Below are 16299 nucleotides of genomic sequence, written 5' to 3'. Positions count from 1 at the left end.
CGACGCTCTGCGCTTGGCTGTATTGATCCTGGATCATCCACGCAGAGTGCCCGGCATGCTTCCTCCAGACTTCCTTTCCGCTTCCAACCGGCTCACGATCGATCTTGGCGCGCTTGTCGACAACTGGCGGGCCATGAACAAGCGCTCCGGCAAGGCGCGTGCCGCAGCCGTCCTCAAGGCGGATGCCTATGGCATCGGCATCGCGCAGGCGGCCCCTGCCCTCTATGCGGCCGGCGCCCGCGATTTCTTTGTCGCCAATGCCGAGGAAGGCGCAGCACTCCGTCCGCTTGCACCGGACCGCCGGATCTACATTCTCGCCGGGATGTGGCCGGGCAACGAGGCGCTGTTCTTCGACAACGATCTGGTACCGGTCATCAATTCGGACGAGCAGCTGGCCGTGTTCATGGCCGCCCTTTCCGAGCGTGGCGACCACCCTTGCGTGCTGCATGTGGATACCGGCATGAACCGGCTCGGCCTTACGGTCGAGCAGGCCGTTGCGCTTGCGACAGACCCGGCGCGACCGGCAAGCTTTTCGCCGGTGCTGATCATGAGCCATCTCGTCAGCGCCGACGATCCGGACCATCGGCTGAATGGCCTTCAACTCCGTCGCTTCCATGAGGTGTCGACTGCCTATGAAGGGGTCGATGCGAGCCTTGCCAACTCCGGCGGCGTCTTCCTCGGGCCCGACTATCATTTCGACCTGACCCGGCCGGGCATCGCCGTCTATGGCGGCGAGGCGGTGACCGACATCCCCAACCCGATGAAGCCGGTGGTGACCGCCGAAGCACGGATCATCCAGGTGCGCGACGTGGCCGCCGGCGGCACCGCGAGCTATGGCGCCTCTGCCCGCTTCGACCGCGACAGTCGCATCGCCACGGTGGCTGTGGGATATGCCGATGGCTATCACCGTTCCGTGTCCGGCGGCGGCGTCACGCTCAGGCAGGCAACGCCATCAGGGGCCTTCGGTTTCCTGCACGGCCAGAAGGTCCCGCATGTCGGGCGCGTCACCATGGACCTCAGTCTCTTCGACGTCACGGACCTTCCTGAAAGCGCGGTACGACCGGGTGATTACATCGAGCTCTTCGGCCGGCACATCGCCATCGACGATGTCGCGCGCGCCGGAGGGACGATCGGCTACGAGATGCTGACCAGCCTCGGCCGCCGCTATATCAGGCACTATATCGACAGCGTCTGACGCGCTCCTTCAGCTCATTTTTCGGTTATTCTTGCAGAAATTCACCTTTTGTTCCGCACTTTGCGGCATTATGTGACGATACAGGTGATTCTTTGCCGCCGACGTCCCCTCGCGACGTCGGCGGTCTCACATTCCGAAAGTCGATGCCGATGGCGAAAGCGCGTACCCAATTCATCTGCCAGAACTGCGGCACGATCCACACTCGCTGGGTGGGAAAATGCGAAGGCTGCGGCGAGTGGAACACGATCATCGAGGACGACCCGACGGCGGGCATCGGCGGCGGTCCGTCGCGCGCGCCGAAGAAGGGACGCCCGGTGGCGCTCACCACCCTCTCGGGCGAGATCGAAGACGCGCCACGCATCCAGACAGGCATCTCGGAACTCGACCGGGTGACCGGAGGCGGCTTCGTGCGCGGATCGGCGCTGCTCGTCGGCGGCGATCCCGGCATCGGCAAGTCGACGGTGTTGATGCAGGCAGCGGCAGCGCTCTCGCGCCGCAAGCATCGCGTCATCTATGTCTCGGGCGAAGAGGCTGTGGCGCAGGTGCGTCTTCGCGCCCAGCGGCTGGGGGCTGCCGACAGCGATGTGCTGCTCGCTGCTGAGACCAACGTCGAGGACATTCTGGCGACGCTGTCGGAAGGCAAGCGCCCGGATCTCGTGATCATCGATTCGATCCAGACGCTCTGGAGCGACATCGTCGATTCCGCGCCGGGCACGGTGACCCAGGTTCGCACCGGCGTGCAGGCGATGATCCGCTTTGCCAAGCAGACGGGAACCGCCGTCGTGCTCGTCGGCCATGTGACCAAGGAGGGCCAGATCGCCGGTCCGCGCGTCGTCGAGCATATGGTCGACGCCGTGCTCTATTTCGAAGGCGACCGCGGCCATCACTATCGTATCCTGCGCACCGTCAAGAACCGCTTCGGCCCGACCGACGAGATCGGCGTGTTCGAAATGTCGGACAAGGGCCTGCGTGAGGTCGCCAACCCGTCGGAACTGTTTCTCGGCGAACGCAACGAGAAATCGCCGGGCGCCGCCGTCTTTGCCGGCATGGAAGGCACCCGCCCGGTTCTCGTCGAAGTGCAGGCGCTGGTCGCCCCGACCTCGCTCGGCACGCCGAGACGCGCCATCGTCGGCTGGGATTCCGCACGGCTCTCGATGATCCTTGCCGTGCTGGAAGCCCATTGCGGCGTGCGGCTCGGCCAGCACGACGTCTATCTCAACATCGCCGGTGGCTACCGCATTTCCGAGCCGGCGGCCGATCTAGCTGTGGCTTCCGCACTGGTTTCATCGCTTGCCGGGCTTGCCCTTCCGGCGGATTGCGTCTATTTCGGCGAAGTCAGCTTGTCGGGTGCCATCCGGCCGGTTGCGCATACCGCACAACGCCTTAAGGAAGCCGAGAAGCTCGGGTTCTCCCAGGCGGTCCTGCCGTCCGCTTCGACCGAACTGCCGAAAAACGGCAATGGCCGCTGGAGCGAGATGGAAAGCCTGCCCGATCTGGTGGCGCGCATCGCGGGGTCGCGAAACGCGCTGAGACCGGTGGAGGACGAAGACTGAAAGATGCGGATGCCGCAGGCCGCCCTTTAAGGGCCGCAAACAGGCTGCAAATGCCCTGAACTCAGGGCCGATGGCGGATAGGCTTGAGGAGACCCGGACGAACCGGGTCCGGAGTAAGGACAAAATGCCCATTACAATTCTCGACGGTATCGTTCTCGGCGTCGCCCTGTTTTCCGCAATCCTGGCCATGGTTCGAGGCTTCTCGCGCGAGGTGCTTTCGGTCGCGAGCTGGGTGGGTGCGGCGGCTGCCGCCTACTTCCTCTACCCGCATCTCCTGCCCTATGCGAAGCAGTATACCAACAGCGACACGGTCGCGATGATCGGATCGGCGGCGGTGATCTTCCTGATCGCGCTGATCATCATCTCCTTCATCACCATGCGGATCGCCGATTTCATCATCGACAGCCGCATCGGCGCGCTCGACCGCACGCTCGGCTTCCTGTTCGGCGCTGCCCGCGGCATCCTTTTGGTCGTCGTCGCCATGCTGTTCTTCAACTGGCTCGTCGCTCCGCAGCAGCAGCCGACCTGGGTCACCCAGGCCAAGTCGAAGCCGCTGCTCGACAATCTCGGCAACAAGCTGATCGCGCTTTTGCCCGAAGAGGCCGACGCCACCATTCTCGATCGCCTGCGCGGCAAGGACACGACCGGCGAAGGCGAAGGCGAAGCGCCGGCAACGACGCCCGGCCAGGCACCTGCGACGACGCCGGACCAGGCACCCGCCGACGACGCCCCGGCCACCAACGGCTGAGACAGGAACGATTTGCCGACAAAGCCCGCCCCGCGGGCTTTGTCCTTTTGGGGAATAACGCTTGCAGCCGTTTTCAGCTAAGATTGCTTGAAGACGGCGGGCCTGATCACGATATGCGCACCGGTACGGAGCAAAGGCGACTGTGATGACCGATAGATCCATCGAAATCCACGATGAACTCGAAGGCGACGAGCTGCACGAAGAGTGCGGCGTCTTCGGTATACTGGGGCACTCGGACGCGGCGGCGCTGACGGCGCTGGGCCTGCATGCGCTCCAGCATCGCGGCCAGGAAGCAGCCGGCATCGTCACCTTTGACGGCAAGCAGTTCTGCACCGAGAAGCGCATGGGCCTCGTCGGCGACCACTACACGGATCCGGCGACCCTGGCGAAACTGCCGGGCTTCATGTCGATCGGCCACACCCGCTACTCGACGACGGGCGAAGTGGCGCTGCGCAACGTGCAGCCGCTCTTTGCCGAACTCGAAGTCGGTGGCATTGCGGTCGCCCATAACGGTAACTTCACCAACGGCCTCACGCTTCGCCGGCAGCTGATCGCCGACGGCGCCATCTGTCAGTCGACCTCGGATACCGAAGTCGTGCTGCACCTGATTGCCCGCTCGAAGCAGTCCTCCTCTTCCGACCGCTTCATCGATGCCATCCGCCAGATGGAAGGCGGCTATTCGATGCTGGCGATGACGCGCACGAAGCTGATCGCCGCACGTGATCCGATCGGCATCCGTCCGCTCGTGATGGGCGAACTCGACGGCAAGCCGATCTTCTGCTCCGAGACCTGCGCACTCGACATCATCGGCGCGACCTATGTCCGCGACGTCGAGAACGGCGAAGTCATCATCTGCGAGATCCAGCCCGACGGTTCGATCACCATCGACGCGCGCAAGCCGGAGGTTTCGCAGCCCGAGCGTCTTTGCCTGTTCGAGTATGTCTACTTCGCTCGGCCGGACTCGGTCGTCGGCGGCCGCAGCATCTATGTGTCGCGCAAGAACATGGGCATCAACCTCGCCAAGGAAGCGCCGGTCGAGGCCGACGTCGTGGTTCCGGTGCCGGATGGCGGCACGCCGGCCGCCCTCGGCTATGCCCAGCAGAGTGGCATCCCCTTCGAATACGGTATCATCCGCAACCACTATGTCGGCCGCACCTTCATCGAGCCGACGCAGCAGATCCGCGCCTTCGGCGTCAAGCTCAAGCATTCCGCCAACCGCGCGATGATCGAGGGCAAACGCATCATCCTCGTCGACGATTCGATCGTGCGCGGCACGACATCGGTAAAGATCGTGCAGATGATGCGCGAGGCCGGTGCGTGCGAGGTGCATGTGCGCGTCGCGAGCCCGATGATCTTCCATCCGGACTTCTACGGCATCGACACGCCGGATCGTGACAAGCTGCTCGCCAACCAGCATGCGGACCTCGCCTCCATGTGCCGCTACATCGGCGCGGACTCGCTCGAGTTCCTGTCGATCGACGGTCTTTATGAGGCGGTCGGCGGCGAAAAGCGCGATCCGAAGTCGCCGCAGTTCACCGACCACTATTTCACCGGGGACTATCCGACCCGCCTTCTCGACCAGGAAGGCGCCAGCAATGTCCGCAAACTCTCGGTTCTCGCCAGCAACGGATAATCAGACAGAAAAATGACGATCGATCTCAAAGGCCGGGTGGCCGTGGTCACCGGCGCATCGCGCGGTATCGGCTATTTCACCGCTCTCGAACTGGCCAAGGCCGGAGCCCATGTGGTTGCCTGCGCCCGCACCGTCGGCGGTCTCGAAGAACTCGACGACGCGATCAAGGCGGCGGGCGGCTCGGCGACGCTGGTGCCCTTCGACCTTGCCGACATGCCGGCGATCGACAAGCTCGGTGGCGCGATCAACGAACGCTGGGGTAAACTCGACATCCTCGTTGCCAATGCCGGCGTGCTTGGCACGATCTCGCCGATTGGGCACGTCGAGGCGAAGGTGTTCGACAAGGTAATGAACATCAACGTCAACGCCACCTGGCGGCTGATCCGTTCGCTCGAGCCGCTGCTGATCAAGTCGGATGCCGGCCGTGCGCTGATCCTGTCGTCGAGCGCTGCACACAAGTGCAAGCCCTTCTGGGGGCCCTACTCCGCTTCGAAGGCTGCCGTCGAGGCTCTGGCCCGTACCTGGGCCGGCGAGACGCAGCGCCTGCCGCTGCGCATCCTCTCGGTCGACCCCGGCGCCACCCGTACGGCGATGCGCGCTCAGGCGATGCCGGGCGAGGATCCGGAAACCGTGCCGCATCCTTCGGAAGTCGCAGCCAAGCTGCTGCCGCTGGTTGGCCCCGACCAGACCGAGACCGGCAAGCTCTACATCGTGCGCGAAGACAAGATCGTCGACTACCGGCTGCCGGAATAAGCTTCGTCACACCGCTCAAATGAGAAAGGCCACCGTGTCGTCACGGTGGCCTTTTCATTTTGGGCATTGCCGGTCGGAAGGCCGATTCACGCCTCTCGCGAACTTGCGTTAGTCCTTGTCGCCCGGCAGGCCGTCGCCGCCGGTCGAAGGATGGGCCGGCCAGTCGCCGCCATATTTGCGCTGCCAGGATCGCGCGCCGAAGGGCAGCGTGATCAGGTAGCCAAGCGCCGTCACCGCCATCGTTTCCCATGTGTAGGTCATCAGCGTCGCGACGTAAAAGACGACGCCGAGGATGGCCGGCAGAACGAGGTCGCGGCGCACGCGGCTGTTTTCCGACTTGCCGGACCAGACCGGCAGACGGCTAACCAACAGGAAAGCGATCAGCACTGTATAGGCCGAAGCGATCAGGGCGAAGGTGCGCTCCGGAGCGAGACCCAGCAGGCCCAGGTAAACCGGCAACAGCACCAGCATGGCGCCCGCGGGCGCCGGCACGCCGACGAAATATTCCGACTGCCAGGACGCCTTGACCTGGCGCTCCGCCATCACGTTGAAGCGGGCGAGCCTCAGGCCCATCGCGATCGCGTAGATCAGTGCCGCGATCCAGCCGATCGAACGCGCCTGGTCGAGGATGAAGACATAGAGCACGAGGGCCGGCGCGACACCGAAGTTGATGATGTCGGCGAGCGAATCCATCTGGCCGCCAAAGTTCGACGTCGCCTTCAGGGCGCGCGCGACGCGGCCGTCGATGCCGTCGAGAAAGGCGGCGAGCAACACCATGGCAACGGCAAGCTCGATGCGGTTTTCAAAGGCGAGCCGGATACCCGAGAGGCCGGCGCAGATCGCGAGCACGGTGATCAGATTGGGGATCATCAACCGTAGCGGGATTTCGCGCAGCCGTGGGCCGCGTGCGGTATCGCTCGAGCCGCTGGCGTCCTCGGACGCCTGCCGCGTGTCGATCGGTTTTTCCTGTTCAGAGCCTTCCATAGACACTCCTTATGCGCGGCGGCTGATGACCGGGCCCTTGGCCGAGCCAAACTCGGCGAGCACGGTTTCGCCCGCAACGGCAGTCTGCCCGACGCTGACGCGCGGCTCGGAGCCGGCCGGCAGGAACACGTCGAGACGCGAGCCGAAGCGGATCAGGCCGAAGCGTTCACCGGCCTCCAGCGAGCCGTTCTCGTACTTCCAGCACAGGATGCGGCGGGCAACGAGACCGGCGATCTGAACGACGCCGATGGCGCCGTGTTTTGTATCGATCACCAGACCGTTGCGCTCGTTCTCCTGGCTCGCCTTGTCGAGCTCGGCATTGACGAACTTGCCGGCGCGATAGGCGACGCGGGTGATGGTGCCGGCCATCGGCGCGCGGTTCACGTGGCAGTTGAACACATTCATGAAAACGGAGATGCGCAGCATCGGTTCCGAACCGAGGTTGAGTTCTTCCGGTGGCAGGACCGTCGCGATCGACGAGACGCGGCCGTCGGCCGGGCTGATCACCAGATCGTCGTCGAGCGGCGTCATGCGCTCGGGGTCGCGGAAGAAGTAAGCGCACCACGCGGTCAGCACGAAGCCGATCCACATCAACGGCTCCCACAGGAAGCCAAGCACCAGCGACACGACGAAGAAGATCGCAACAAAGCGGTAGCCTTCCTTGTGCACCGGGACGAGCGTGTTGCGGATCGTATTGACCAGGCTCATGAACTCTACTCCAGATTTTCCGTGGAACGTGATCGTTTTCTATAAGTTAGCGCGGGATGCGGACGGAAAACCGCAAACGCTTTTCCTGCCCCCGCTCTAGCGCGAAATGTCCCGGCGGGCAACGCTGCCCGCCCGGTAGCGACAAAACGCGTCGCGCTCAGCAAAGAAAAAGACGCCATCAAACCGCCGGCTCGCCGCGGGTGACGATGCCGAGATCGTCGCTCTCGCGCACGCGCTTCAGTTGCTCTTCGGCCTGCGTCGCTTCGCGCTGGCGGCTCCACATCGAGGCATAGAGGCCGTCGCGATCGATCAGCTCGCCATGGGTGCCGCGCTCGGCGATGACGCCATCCTTCAGCACGATGATCTCGTCGGCATTGATGACGGTCGAGAGCCGGTGCGCGATGACAAGCGTCGTGCGGTTTCGCGAAACGACGTCGAGTGCCGACTGAATCTCCTGCTCCGTGCGCGTATCCAGTGCCGAGGTCGCCTCGTCGAGGATCAGGATCGGCGGCGCCTTGAGAATGGTGCGGGCGATCGCAACGCGCTGCTTCTCGCCGCCCGAAAGCTTCAGGCCCCGTTCGCCGACCATGGCCTGGAAGCCCTCCGGCAGCGTGCGGATGAACTCGGCGATCTGCGCGGCTTCGGCCGCCGCCTCGACTTCGGCTTCGCTCGCCGAAACGCGGCCATAGCGGATGTTGTAGGCGATGGTGTCGTTGAAGAGCACCGTGTCCTGCGGCACCATGCCTATCACCGAGCGCAGGCTCTTCTGCGTCACTGTGCGCACGTCCTGGCCATCGATGGTGATCGCCCCTTCCTGCACGTCGTAGAAGCGATAGAGCAGCCGCGAGAGCGTAGACTTGCCGGCACCGGAGGGGCCAACGACGGCGACCGTCTTGCCGGCGGGCACTTCGAAAGTGATGCCCTTCAGGATCGGACGCGCCGCGTCATAGGCGAAATACACATCCTTGAAGGCGATGGCGCCCTTGCCGATGACAAGTTCGCTCGCATTCGGGCGATCCACCACTTCGGCGCGCACGTCGAGCAGGTCGAACATATGCTCGATGTCGGTGAGCCCCTGACGGATTTCGCGGTAGACGAAGCCGATGAAGTTGAGCGGGATCGCAAGCTGGATCAGCATGGCGTTGATGAAGACGAAGTCACCCAGCGTCTGCTCGCCACGCTGCACGGCAAGCGCTGACATGATCATCATCACGGCCGTACCGGCGCCGAAGATCAACGCCTGGCCGAAGTTGAGCCAGCCGAGCGACGTCCAGACCTGGGTCGCCGCCGCCTCGTAGCGTTCCATCGACTTGTCGAAGCGACGGGCTTCCATCTCCTCGTTGCCGAAATACTTGACCGTCTCGAAGTTCAGCAGCGAGTCGATCGCCTTGGTGTTGGCGTCGGTGTCGCTGTCGTTCATCGAACGGCGGATGGCGATGCGCCAGTCGCTCGCGCGCACGGTGAACCAGATGTAGAGCCAGACGGTGACGGCGGTGACGAGGAGATAGCTGAAGCCGTAGCCCCACCAGAAGATCACTGCCGTCAGCAGGAATTCGATCAGGGTCGGAACGCTGTTGAGGATGGTGAATCGGACGATCGTTTCGATGCCCTTGGTGCCGCGCTCGATGACGCGAGAAAGCCCACCGGTGCGCCGCTCCAGATGGAAGCGCAGCGACAGCTGGTGCATGTGCACAAAGGTCTTGTAGGCCAGTTGCCGGACCGCGTGCTGACCGACGCTTGCAAACAGCGCATCGCGCAGCTGGTTCAAGCCGGCCTGCAAAAGACGCGCAAGGTTGTAGGCAAGCACCAGCATGACCGCGCCGGTCATGAACACGGGCAAAAAGCCCAGGACATCCGGCTTGCCGTTCAGCGCATCGGTTGCCCATTTGAAGGAATAGGGAACGAGGATCAGGACGACCTTGGCGATGATCAGAATGACCGTCGCCCAGATCACCCGAAGCTTGAGATCGGCCCTGTCCGATGGCCACATGTAGGGCCAGAGATTGGCGATCGTATGCAAGGGATTGCTGGTATCGGCCGAAACGGTTTTCTTCTGGGGTGCCACGTTCTGATCCGCTCTTACGTTTGCGCGCTTGGAGGCAGATTGTTGCGCATCCAAGCTCTGCGCCGAGCCTTCCCTGTAAACGAAGACCTGCGGCGCCGTCATCACCGTTCAATGAAAAGCGGCGCCCTGTCGAAGGCGCCGCCCTTGGTCTGGAGATAAGCATCCGTCGCAGCCGCCGCAATGTCGGCGGCCGCCGATCGGCTGCTTATTGCTCTTGTTTCATGTGCTTCTTGTGAATTTCCCGCGATTCTTCGTCCGGCAGCGCCTTGTCTGGCACGCCGAAGACCTGACCCGGGCGAATGCGGTCCGGATCCTCGATCTGGTCCTGGTTGGCGAGATAGATCGTGGTGTAGCGCAGGCCCGCGCCATAGACGCGACGCGAGATCTGCCACAGCGTATCGCCGCGACGGATGATCACCGAACTCTTGCTCTCCTTGAGCGGAGCCTGCTCGAGCGTCTGGGGCTGGTCGGGCGAGGTTGCAACGGCCGCGGTTTCGGTCGCCGGCTGCGCCGGTGTAGCGTCGTTTACAACTGCGCTCCCGGCACCCATCGCCTTTGCCAGTTCGCCCGGAGCCGGGGCATTGTCCTTCGGCTGGGCCTTCTCGGACGACGCCGGCGTGGCGCTGCCCTGCTCGGCAAGGACCGCACCAACCGTTTCATCAACCTTGGCAAGTGCCGTCGCCACGCTCGATGCGTCCTGAGGTGCAGCCTTCAGCGCCGCGAGCGCACTTGCGGAGGCCTTTGCGGCCCGCGTCGCGGAAGCGACGAGCGTCTGGTCGGAACTGTCGGCGAGGCGGAAATCCGCAAGCGATTTCAGCGCGATCTCGGTCGCCGAACGGGCGGCGGCCAGTTGCTCGCCATTCGGCACCTTGCCGTTGGCATAGAGACCCTTCAGCAGCGCAAGCGCCTTTCCAGCTTCCGCACGAAGGCCATCGAGACCCGCGGTTGCGGACGGTGTGCCCGAAGGTGCCACGGCCGCGACCTGCGATCCGGCGGGCCGGTCGAAGGGAACCGAAGCGCGCATCACAACCTTGGTGCCATCCTCGTTCAGCATGTCGGCCCGAATGATGTGGCTGCCCACCGTCAACTCGATCTGGCCGTCGACGACGAAATGGCCCTTGTCGTCGGCTTTCATTTCGCCGACGAGCCTGTCGTCGGCATAGACGCGGACCAAGGCGCCTGCCTTGGCGCTGCCGGCAACGAACATCTTGCTGCCTTCGATCTCGACGGCGCTCACCTGCAGGCCCGGCACGCCAGAAAGCTTGGCCGGCGCAGTAGCGGTATCGACCGCCTGTGGCGTTGCGGAAGCAACCTCGGCCGGCTTGGCGTCCACAGCCGCTGTCCCCTCCACCGTATCCGGCGTCGTGATCAGCCGGCTCGCCATGCCAGGCTTCGAGACCATGGCAAGCAGTTGACCGGACGGATCCTTGGGAACAGAAACGGTCGCGACCTCCTCGGAGCTCTTCACCGCACCGTTTTCGCCGGTGCTGCGCAGCGTGAGCTGATGGTCACCCGCCGGAAGCGGATCGTCGAAGACCGCGGCAAAGTCGCCGGTCGCGCCGACATCAGCGGTGCCGACCACCGTATCGCCGCTCAGGATCTCAAGCTTCGAATTCGGCTGGGCATGGCCGGCGATGACCGTCGAGCCATCGGGCTCCACGCGCAACACATCGAAACCGGGAATGGCGGGATCGGTTGCAGGCGCATTGGCGGCAGTCGCCGCGTCGGCCTTCGACTGTTCCTGCTGCGGCGCAGCATCCGTCTTTGCTGTCTCGGCAGAGGCGCCAGCCGCCTGCGGGCCACTGGTCGCAGGCGTCGCCTCGGTCGACTGTGTCGCGGTGCCTGCCGCCTGCTCCGCCGTTGGCTTCTGGCCGTCGTCGCGCAAGTTCGGTTGAATTACGAATACCATCAACGCTGTTGCTGCCACGAGGACAGAAATGGCCACCCAGCCGGCCTTATTTTTGATCATGCCACTCTCCACACGGAGCGGAGCAACGCTCCGCGCATGCCCTCTCATCGGCCTGCGGTGCGGGCTTGCGCCGTCATTATAGCGCAACAGCAAGCAACTCGTCCGATTTCTTCAATCAATCACTGAAATTGCTAGCGATTCGCGATTCGGCATACAAGCAGCCGAAGGCACGGCAACCCACAGAAAGCCGGGTTTCCCCTCATTTTTCTTGACCCATGCTGCGCTGCAATGTTTTTTGGGGGGCATGAGCACCGAGAACAGCACGATTCGATCCATCTGCGTCTATTGCGGGTCACAGCCGGGACGCGACAATGCCTACATGGAGGCCGGCCGCGCGCTCGGCCGCTCCATCGCCGATCACGGGCTTCGCCTGGTCTATGGCGGCGGCACACGCGGCATCATGGGAGCGGTCGCCAGCGGCGTGCTTTCCAACGGCGGCGAAGTCACCGGGATCATCCCTGAATTCCTGATGGACAAGGAAGCGACCCGCCATTCGCTCGGCCAACTGAACGAACTGATCGTCACGGCCGACATGCACGAGCGCAAGCACACGATGTTCGAACGCGCCGACGCCTTCGTGGCTCTGCCGGGCGGCATCGGCACGCTTGAAGAGATCGTCGAGATCATGACCTGGGCGCAGCTCGGCCGTCACCGCAAGCCGATGGTCTTCGGCAACATCAACAATTTCTGGAGGCCGATGATGGACCTCCTGCAGCACATGCGCGAAGAGGGCTTCGTCCACACGGCGCATCTGGTGCAGCCGCTCGTCGTCAACGATGCCGCCGACATCGTGCCGACCATCCTGGCGGCCGCCAACGGCGGCAACGGCCGCGACGGCGAAGCCGAGATCATCTCCAAGCTTTGAGAAACCTGTTCAGCCAACAAAAAAGGCGCGCCCCCGGCGCGCCTTTTTTGTTTCTATCGCAACCGACCTTATTCGGCCGGGCTTGCCTGCAGGGCGCGGCGCGCCCTGCTTTCAGCCAGCATCGCGCCGGTATAGATCACCAGCGCCGCCCAGATCAGGCCGAAGGCGATGAGCTTTGCCGTACCGAAGGGCTCATGGAAGACGAAGACGGCGATCACGAAAATCATCGTCGGCGCGATGTACTGCATGATGCCGATGGTCGAGAGGCGCAGGAGCTTGGCGCCATTGGCATAGATCATCAGCGGCACGGCCGTGACGATGCCGCAGGACAACAGCCACAGGACGTCGGCCATGCCGGTGTCACCGAAATGGCCCTGCCCCGTCGTCTCCAGCCAGATGATGTAGCCGATGGCCGGAACGCTCAGCAGCAGGACTTCCAGGAAGAAGCCCTGGTTGGGGCCAACCGGCAGGGTCTTGCGGAAGAAGGCGTAGAAACCCCAGGACAGGCAGAGGCCGATCGACACCCACGGCAGACCGCCGGCATCAAAGGCGAGCACGGCGACGGCGGAAGCAGCGAGCGCGATTGCGACCATCTGCGCCGGGTTCGGCCTCTCCTTCAAAAGCACGGCGCCGAGGAAGATCGAGAAGAGCGGATTGATGTAGTAGCCGAGCGCGGTTTCGATGGCGCGGCCCGCCCCGATTGCCCAGACATAGATGCCCCAGTTGATGGTGATGAGCACGGCAGTCAGTGCGGCCATGCACAGCATGCGCGGCGAGCGCAGTGCCGTCTTGATATCGTCGGTGCGCCCGAGCCAGAGCAGCACGAGACCTGCGAGCGGCACCGACCACACGATCCGGTGCGCCACCACTTCCGGCGCCGGGATATGGGCGACAGCCTTCATGAAGAACGGCAGGAAGCCCCAAAGCAGATAGGCGGTCAGCGCGAAGGCAAAGCCTTGTGCGGAATCGGTATTTTCGGCGGGTGCTTTCGGCTCGGCCATATCATCTTTTCCTGGTGTTTTGCCGGAGAGCCCTGGCGGCAACGGCCGCTCACCGGTCAGAAGGGAGGGCACAGCCAGTCGGCCGGCACGATCTCCCATTGGTGCGTCCTACCCCAATGGCCGGTGATGCACCAATTCATTTCCGTGAAGGGAGAATGAGTTTTGCTCACCCTCCCCCGGCCAGTTCATCAGCGTTACCGGGCCGATCGCCGAAATTACTCGGCGGCGATCAGCCCGACGTGGTCGCGGTTCTTGAGCAGCTTGAAGACGATGCTGTCCATCAGCGCCTGGAAAGACGCATCGATGATGTTGTCGGAGACCCCCACGGTCCACCAGCGTGCGCCCGTGCCATCGGTCGATTCGATCAGAACGCGGGTGATCGCCTCGGTCCCGCCATTGAGGATACGGACCTTGTAGTCCGCGAGCTCCAGGTCTTCGATTTCCGACTGGTACTTGCCGAGATCCTTGCGCAGCGCCAGGTCGAGCGCGTTGACCGGGCCGTGGCCTTCGGCGACCGACATCATCGTCTCGCCGTCGACGACCACCTTCACCACCGCTTCCGACACCGTCTTCAGATGGCCGTTGGCGTCGAAGCGGCGCTCGACCATCACCCGGAAGCTTTCCACGTGGAAGAAATCCGGCACCGTGCCGAGAATGCGGCTGGCGAGCAGCGCGAAGCTCGCATCCGCCCCTTCATAGGCATAGCCGGTCGCTTCGCGTTCCTTGACGATGGCGATCAGCTTGTCGAGCTTCGGGTCGTCCTTGCTGACGACGATGCCGCGGCGCTTCAGCGCGTTGATGAAATTGGCCTTGCCGCCCTGGTCGGACACCATGACCTTGCGCAGGTTGCCGATGCTTTCCGGCGCCACGTGCTCATAGGTGCGCGGATCCTTGAGCAATGCCGAAGCGTGGATGCCGGCCTTGGTTGCAAAGGCCGACGCGCCCACGTAAGGCGCCTGCTGGTCTGGCGAGCGGTTCAACAGCTCGTCGAAGGAATGGGCGAGCTTCGTCAGCTCCAGCAAGCGGTCGGCATCGATCGCCGTTTCGAAGCGGCTGGAATAGGCCTCTTTCAAAGCAAGCGTCGGGATCAGCGTGACGAGATTGGCGTTTCCGCAGCGTTCGCCAATGCCGTTCAGCGTGCCCTGGATCTGGCGTACGCCGGCCTCAACCGCCGCAAGCGAATTGGCGACCGCCTGGCCGGTATCGTTATGGGCGTGGATGCCGAGATTGGCGCCGGGCACGCCGGCAGCGATCACGGCCGCAACGATCTCGCGCACCTCCGGAGGCTGCGTGCCGCCATTGGTGTCGCAGAGGACCACCCAGCGCGCGCCGGCGTCAAAGGCCGTCTTCGCGCAGGCGAGCGCATAGGCGGGGTTGGCCTTGTAGCCATCGAAGAAATGCTCGCAATCGACCATCGCCTCGCGACCGGAGGCGACCACCGCCTCGACCGAGGCCCGGATGTTGTCGAGGTTTTCCTCGTTGGTGCAGCCGAGCGCCACTTCGACGTGATAGTCCCAGCTCTTGGCGACAAGACAGATGGCGTCGCTCTTGGCCGCGAGCAGCGCCGCGAGGCCCGGATCGTTCGACGCGGAAACCCCGGCGCGCTTGGTCATGCCGAAGGCGACGAAGGAGGCCTTCTGGGTACGCTTGCGCCCGAAGAATTCCGTGTCGGTCGGGTTCGCGCCGGGATAGCCGCCTTCGATATAGTCCATGCCGAACTGATCGAGCAGGCCGGCAATCGCAATCTTGTCCTCGACGGAAAAGTCGATGCCGGGCGTCTGTTGCCCGTCTCTCAGCGTCGTGTCGAAGAGGTAGATGCGTTCCCTGGTCATGGCTCTCGTCCAAATATGCTCGGTTTACTTTTGCTCGGTCTTGCCTGCGAACTGGTCCGTGGCGCGGATCAGCCGGTCGAGGATGCCCGGCTCGGAATATGCATGGCCTGCTCCCTCGACCAGATGCAGCTCTGATCCCGGCCAGGCCTTGTGCAGCTGCCAAGCGTACTTCGCCGGGCACGGCATGTCGTACCGCCCGTGGATGATGACGCCGGGAATGCCGTGCAGCCGGTGGGCGTCGCGCAGCAATTGGCCCTCTTCCATCCAGCCGGCATTGACGAAGAAGTGGTTCTCGATCCGCGCGAAGGCGTCAGCATAATCGTCGTCGGCGAAGGGCTCGCTGGTTGCGAGCTCCGGCAACAGCGTGATCGTCTCACCTTCCCAGATGCTCCAGGCCTTGGCGGCCGTAAGGCGTGTCGCCTTGTCCTCGCTCATCAGGCGGCGATGATAGGCGTGCATCATCTCGTGGCGCTCGTTCTCGGGAATGGGCGCGATGAAACGCTCCCACTTGTCCGGGAACATCTCCGAGACGCCGAACTGGTAGTACCAGTCGAGCTCGGCCTTGGTCAGCGTGTAGATGCCACGCAGCACCAGTTCGGAAACCCGTTCCGGGTGCTTCTCGGCATAGGCAAGCCCCAGCGTCGATCCCCAGGAACCGCCGAAGACCAGCCACTTGTCGGCGCCGGCCATCTCGCGCAGCCGCTCGATATCGGCGACGAGATGCCAGGTGGTGTTGGCTTCGATCCTGGCATTCGGCGTCGACTTACCGCAGCCGCGCTGGTCGAACAGCGTTACGTCGTAGAGCGTCGGATCGAACAGGCGGCGGTGGTTCGGCGAGATCGTGCCGCCTGGCCCGCCATGCAGGAAGACGGCAGGCTTTGCGCCCGGCGTGCCGGCCTTTTCCCAATAGACGGTGTGACCGTCGCCGACCTCGAGGTGGCCCGACGCATAGGGTTCGATTTCCGGATAAAGCGTACGCAAAACAGTCGTCAT

The 16299-nt window shown here is 63.7% G+C and carries 13 protein-coding genes; 6 read left to right on the top strand and 7 right to left on the bottom strand.

Annotated elements, in window-relative coordinates; all coding sequences use genetic code 11:
• Window positions 1–55: 55 nt before the first annotated feature.
• The 5 genes from alr to IB279_RS06025 all read left to right on the top strand — a co-directional run bounded on the left by alr (window position 56) and on the right by IB279_RS06025 (window position 5882).
• Window positions 56–1195 carry an alanine racemase gene (gene alr / locus IB279_RS06045; RefSeq protein ID WP_192339127.1) on the top strand — a complete coding sequence of 380 codons (1140 nt, stop codon included), beginning with the start codon at window positions 56–58 and terminating at the stop codon, window positions 1193–1195.
• 149 nt (window positions 1196–1344) lie between these two features.
• The gene (gene radA, locus IB279_RS06040) at window positions 1345–2748 is read left to right on the top strand and encodes a DNA repair protein RadA (protein ID WP_034804296.1); all 1404 of its coding nucleotides are present in this window, start codon (window positions 1345–1347) and stop codon (window positions 2746–2748) included.
• A 124-nt stretch (window positions 2749–2872) separates the two neighbouring features.
• The gene (locus tag IB279_RS06035) at window positions 2873–3496 is read left to right on the top strand and encodes a CvpA family protein (protein WP_034803987.1); all 624 of its coding nucleotides are present in this window, start codon (window positions 2873–2875) and stop codon (window positions 3494–3496) included.
• Between the two features lie 145 nt (window positions 3497–3641).
• A complete protein-coding gene (gene purF / locus IB279_RS06030) occupies window positions 3642–5129 on the top strand; it encodes an amidophosphoribosyltransferase (RefSeq protein WP_113188261.1) in 1488 nt (495 codons plus the stop codon).
• 12 nt (window positions 5130–5141) lie between these two features.
• Window positions 5142–5882 (top strand): SDR family NAD(P)-dependent oxidoreductase, encoded by a 741-nt coding sequence (locus IB279_RS06025; RefSeq protein ID WP_089043923.1) that lies wholly within the window; start codon window positions 5142–5144, stop codon window positions 5880–5882.
• 108 nt (window positions 5883–5990) lie between these two features.
• Here IB279_RS06025 and pssA read toward each other — a convergent pair whose 3' ends face one another.
• The 4 genes from pssA to IB279_RS06005 form a co-directional block, all read right to left on the bottom strand.
• The gene (pssA, locus tag IB279_RS06020; protein ID WP_051659665.1) at window positions 5991–6866 is read right to left on the bottom strand and encodes a CDP-diacylglycerol--serine O-phosphatidyltransferase; all 876 of its coding nucleotides are present in this window, start codon (window positions 6864–6866) and stop codon (window positions 5991–5993) included.
• A gap of 9 nt (window positions 6867–6875) precedes the next feature.
• Entirely contained in the window at window positions 6876–7574 is a 699-nt protein-coding gene (locus IB279_RS06015) for a phosphatidylserine decarboxylase (RefSeq protein WP_034803995.1), read from the bottom strand.
• 178 nt (window positions 7575–7752) lie between these two features.
• Window positions 7753–9639: an ABC transporter ATP-binding protein/permease gene (locus IB279_RS06010; protein ID WP_113188321.1), complete on the bottom strand. Its 1887-nt coding sequence runs from the start codon at window positions 9637–9639 to the stop codon at window positions 7753–7755.
• A gap of 205 nt (window positions 9640–9844) precedes the next feature.
• Window positions 9845–11608, bottom strand: coding sequence for a LysM peptidoglycan-binding domain-containing protein (locus IB279_RS06005; RefSeq protein WP_113188260.1), 1764 nt, complete (start codon window positions 11606–11608; stop codon window positions 9845–9847).
• Between the two features lie 244 nt (window positions 11609–11852).
• Here IB279_RS06005 and IB279_RS06000 point away from each other — a divergent pair, with 244 nt between their 5' ends.
• Window positions 11853–12473 carry a TIGR00730 family Rossman fold protein gene (locus IB279_RS06000; RefSeq protein ID WP_034804006.1) on the top strand — a complete coding sequence of 207 codons (621 nt, stop codon included), beginning with the start codon at window positions 11853–11855 and terminating at the stop codon, window positions 12471–12473.
• 68 nt (window positions 12474–12541) lie between these two features.
• Here IB279_RS06000 and rarD read toward each other — a convergent pair whose 3' ends face one another.
• From rarD to pip, 3 genes are all read right to left on the bottom strand, one after another.
• Entirely contained in the window at window positions 12542–13474 is a 933-nt protein-coding gene (gene rarD / locus IB279_RS05995) for an EamA family transporter RarD (protein WP_034804008.1), read from the bottom strand.
• A 215-nt stretch (window positions 13475–13689) separates the two neighbouring features.
• Window positions 13690–15306 (bottom strand): citramalate synthase, encoded by a 1617-nt coding sequence (gene cimA / locus IB279_RS05990; RefSeq protein WP_090294619.1) that lies wholly within the window; start codon window positions 15304–15306, stop codon window positions 13690–13692.
• Window positions 15307–15330: 24 nt separating this feature from the next.
• Window positions 15331–16299, bottom strand: coding sequence for a prolyl aminopeptidase (gene pip, locus IB279_RS05985; protein ID WP_113188259.1), 969 nt, complete (start codon window positions 16297–16299; stop codon window positions 15331–15333).

The organism is Ensifer sp. ENS06, from assembly GCF_014852205.1.
GTDB lineage: Bacteria > Pseudomonadota > Alphaproteobacteria > Rhizobiales > Rhizobiaceae > Ensifer > Ensifer adhaerens.
Note: the sequence above shows the minus strand (reverse complement) of the source record. Positions and strands in the feature narration are given on the sequence as shown.

Excerpts from the sequence above, each read along its gene's own strand:
- IB279_RS06035 (WP_034803987.1), top strand. The coding sequence starts at position 2,873 with ATGCCCATTACAATTCTCGACGGTATCGTTCTCGGCGTCGCCCTGTTT.
- rarD (WP_034804008.1), bottom strand. The coding sequence starts at position 13,474 with ATGGCCGAGCCGAAAGCACCCGCCGAAAATACCGATTCCGCACAAGGC.
- pip (WP_113188259.1), bottom strand. The coding sequence starts at position 16,299 with ATGACGACTGTTTTGCGTACGCTTTATCCGGAAATCGAACCCTATGCG.
- alr (WP_192339127.1), top strand. The coding sequence starts at position 56 with ATGCTTCCTCCAGACTTCCTTTCCGCTTCCAACCGGCTCACGATCGAT.
- purF (WP_113188261.1), top strand. The coding sequence starts at position 3,642 with ATGACCGATAGATCCATCGAAATCCACGATGAACTCGAAGGCGACGAG.
- IB279_RS06015 (WP_034803995.1), bottom strand. The coding sequence starts at position 7,574 with ATGAGCCTGGTCAATACGATCCGCAACACGCTCGTCCCGGTGCACAAG.
- pssA (WP_051659665.1), bottom strand. The coding sequence starts at position 6,866 with ATGGAAGGCTCTGAACAGGAAAAACCGATCGACACGCGGCAGGCGTCC.
- IB279_RS06025 (WP_089043923.1), top strand. The coding sequence starts at position 5,142 with ATGACGATCGATCTCAAAGGCCGGGTGGCCGTGGTCACCGGCGCATCG.
- IB279_RS06005 (WP_113188260.1), bottom strand. The coding sequence starts at position 11,608 with ATGATCAAAAATAAGGCCGGCTGGGTGGCCATTTCTGTCCTCGTGGCA.
- radA (WP_034804296.1), top strand. The coding sequence starts at position 1,345 with ATGGCGAAAGCGCGTACCCAATTCATCTGCCAGAACTGCGGCACGATC.
- cimA (WP_090294619.1), bottom strand. The coding sequence starts at position 15,306 with ATGACCAGGGAACGCATCTACCTCTTCGACACGACGCTGAGAGACGGG.
- IB279_RS06000 (WP_034804006.1), top strand. The coding sequence starts at position 11,853 with ATGAGCACCGAGAACAGCACGATTCGATCCATCTGCGTCTATTGCGGG.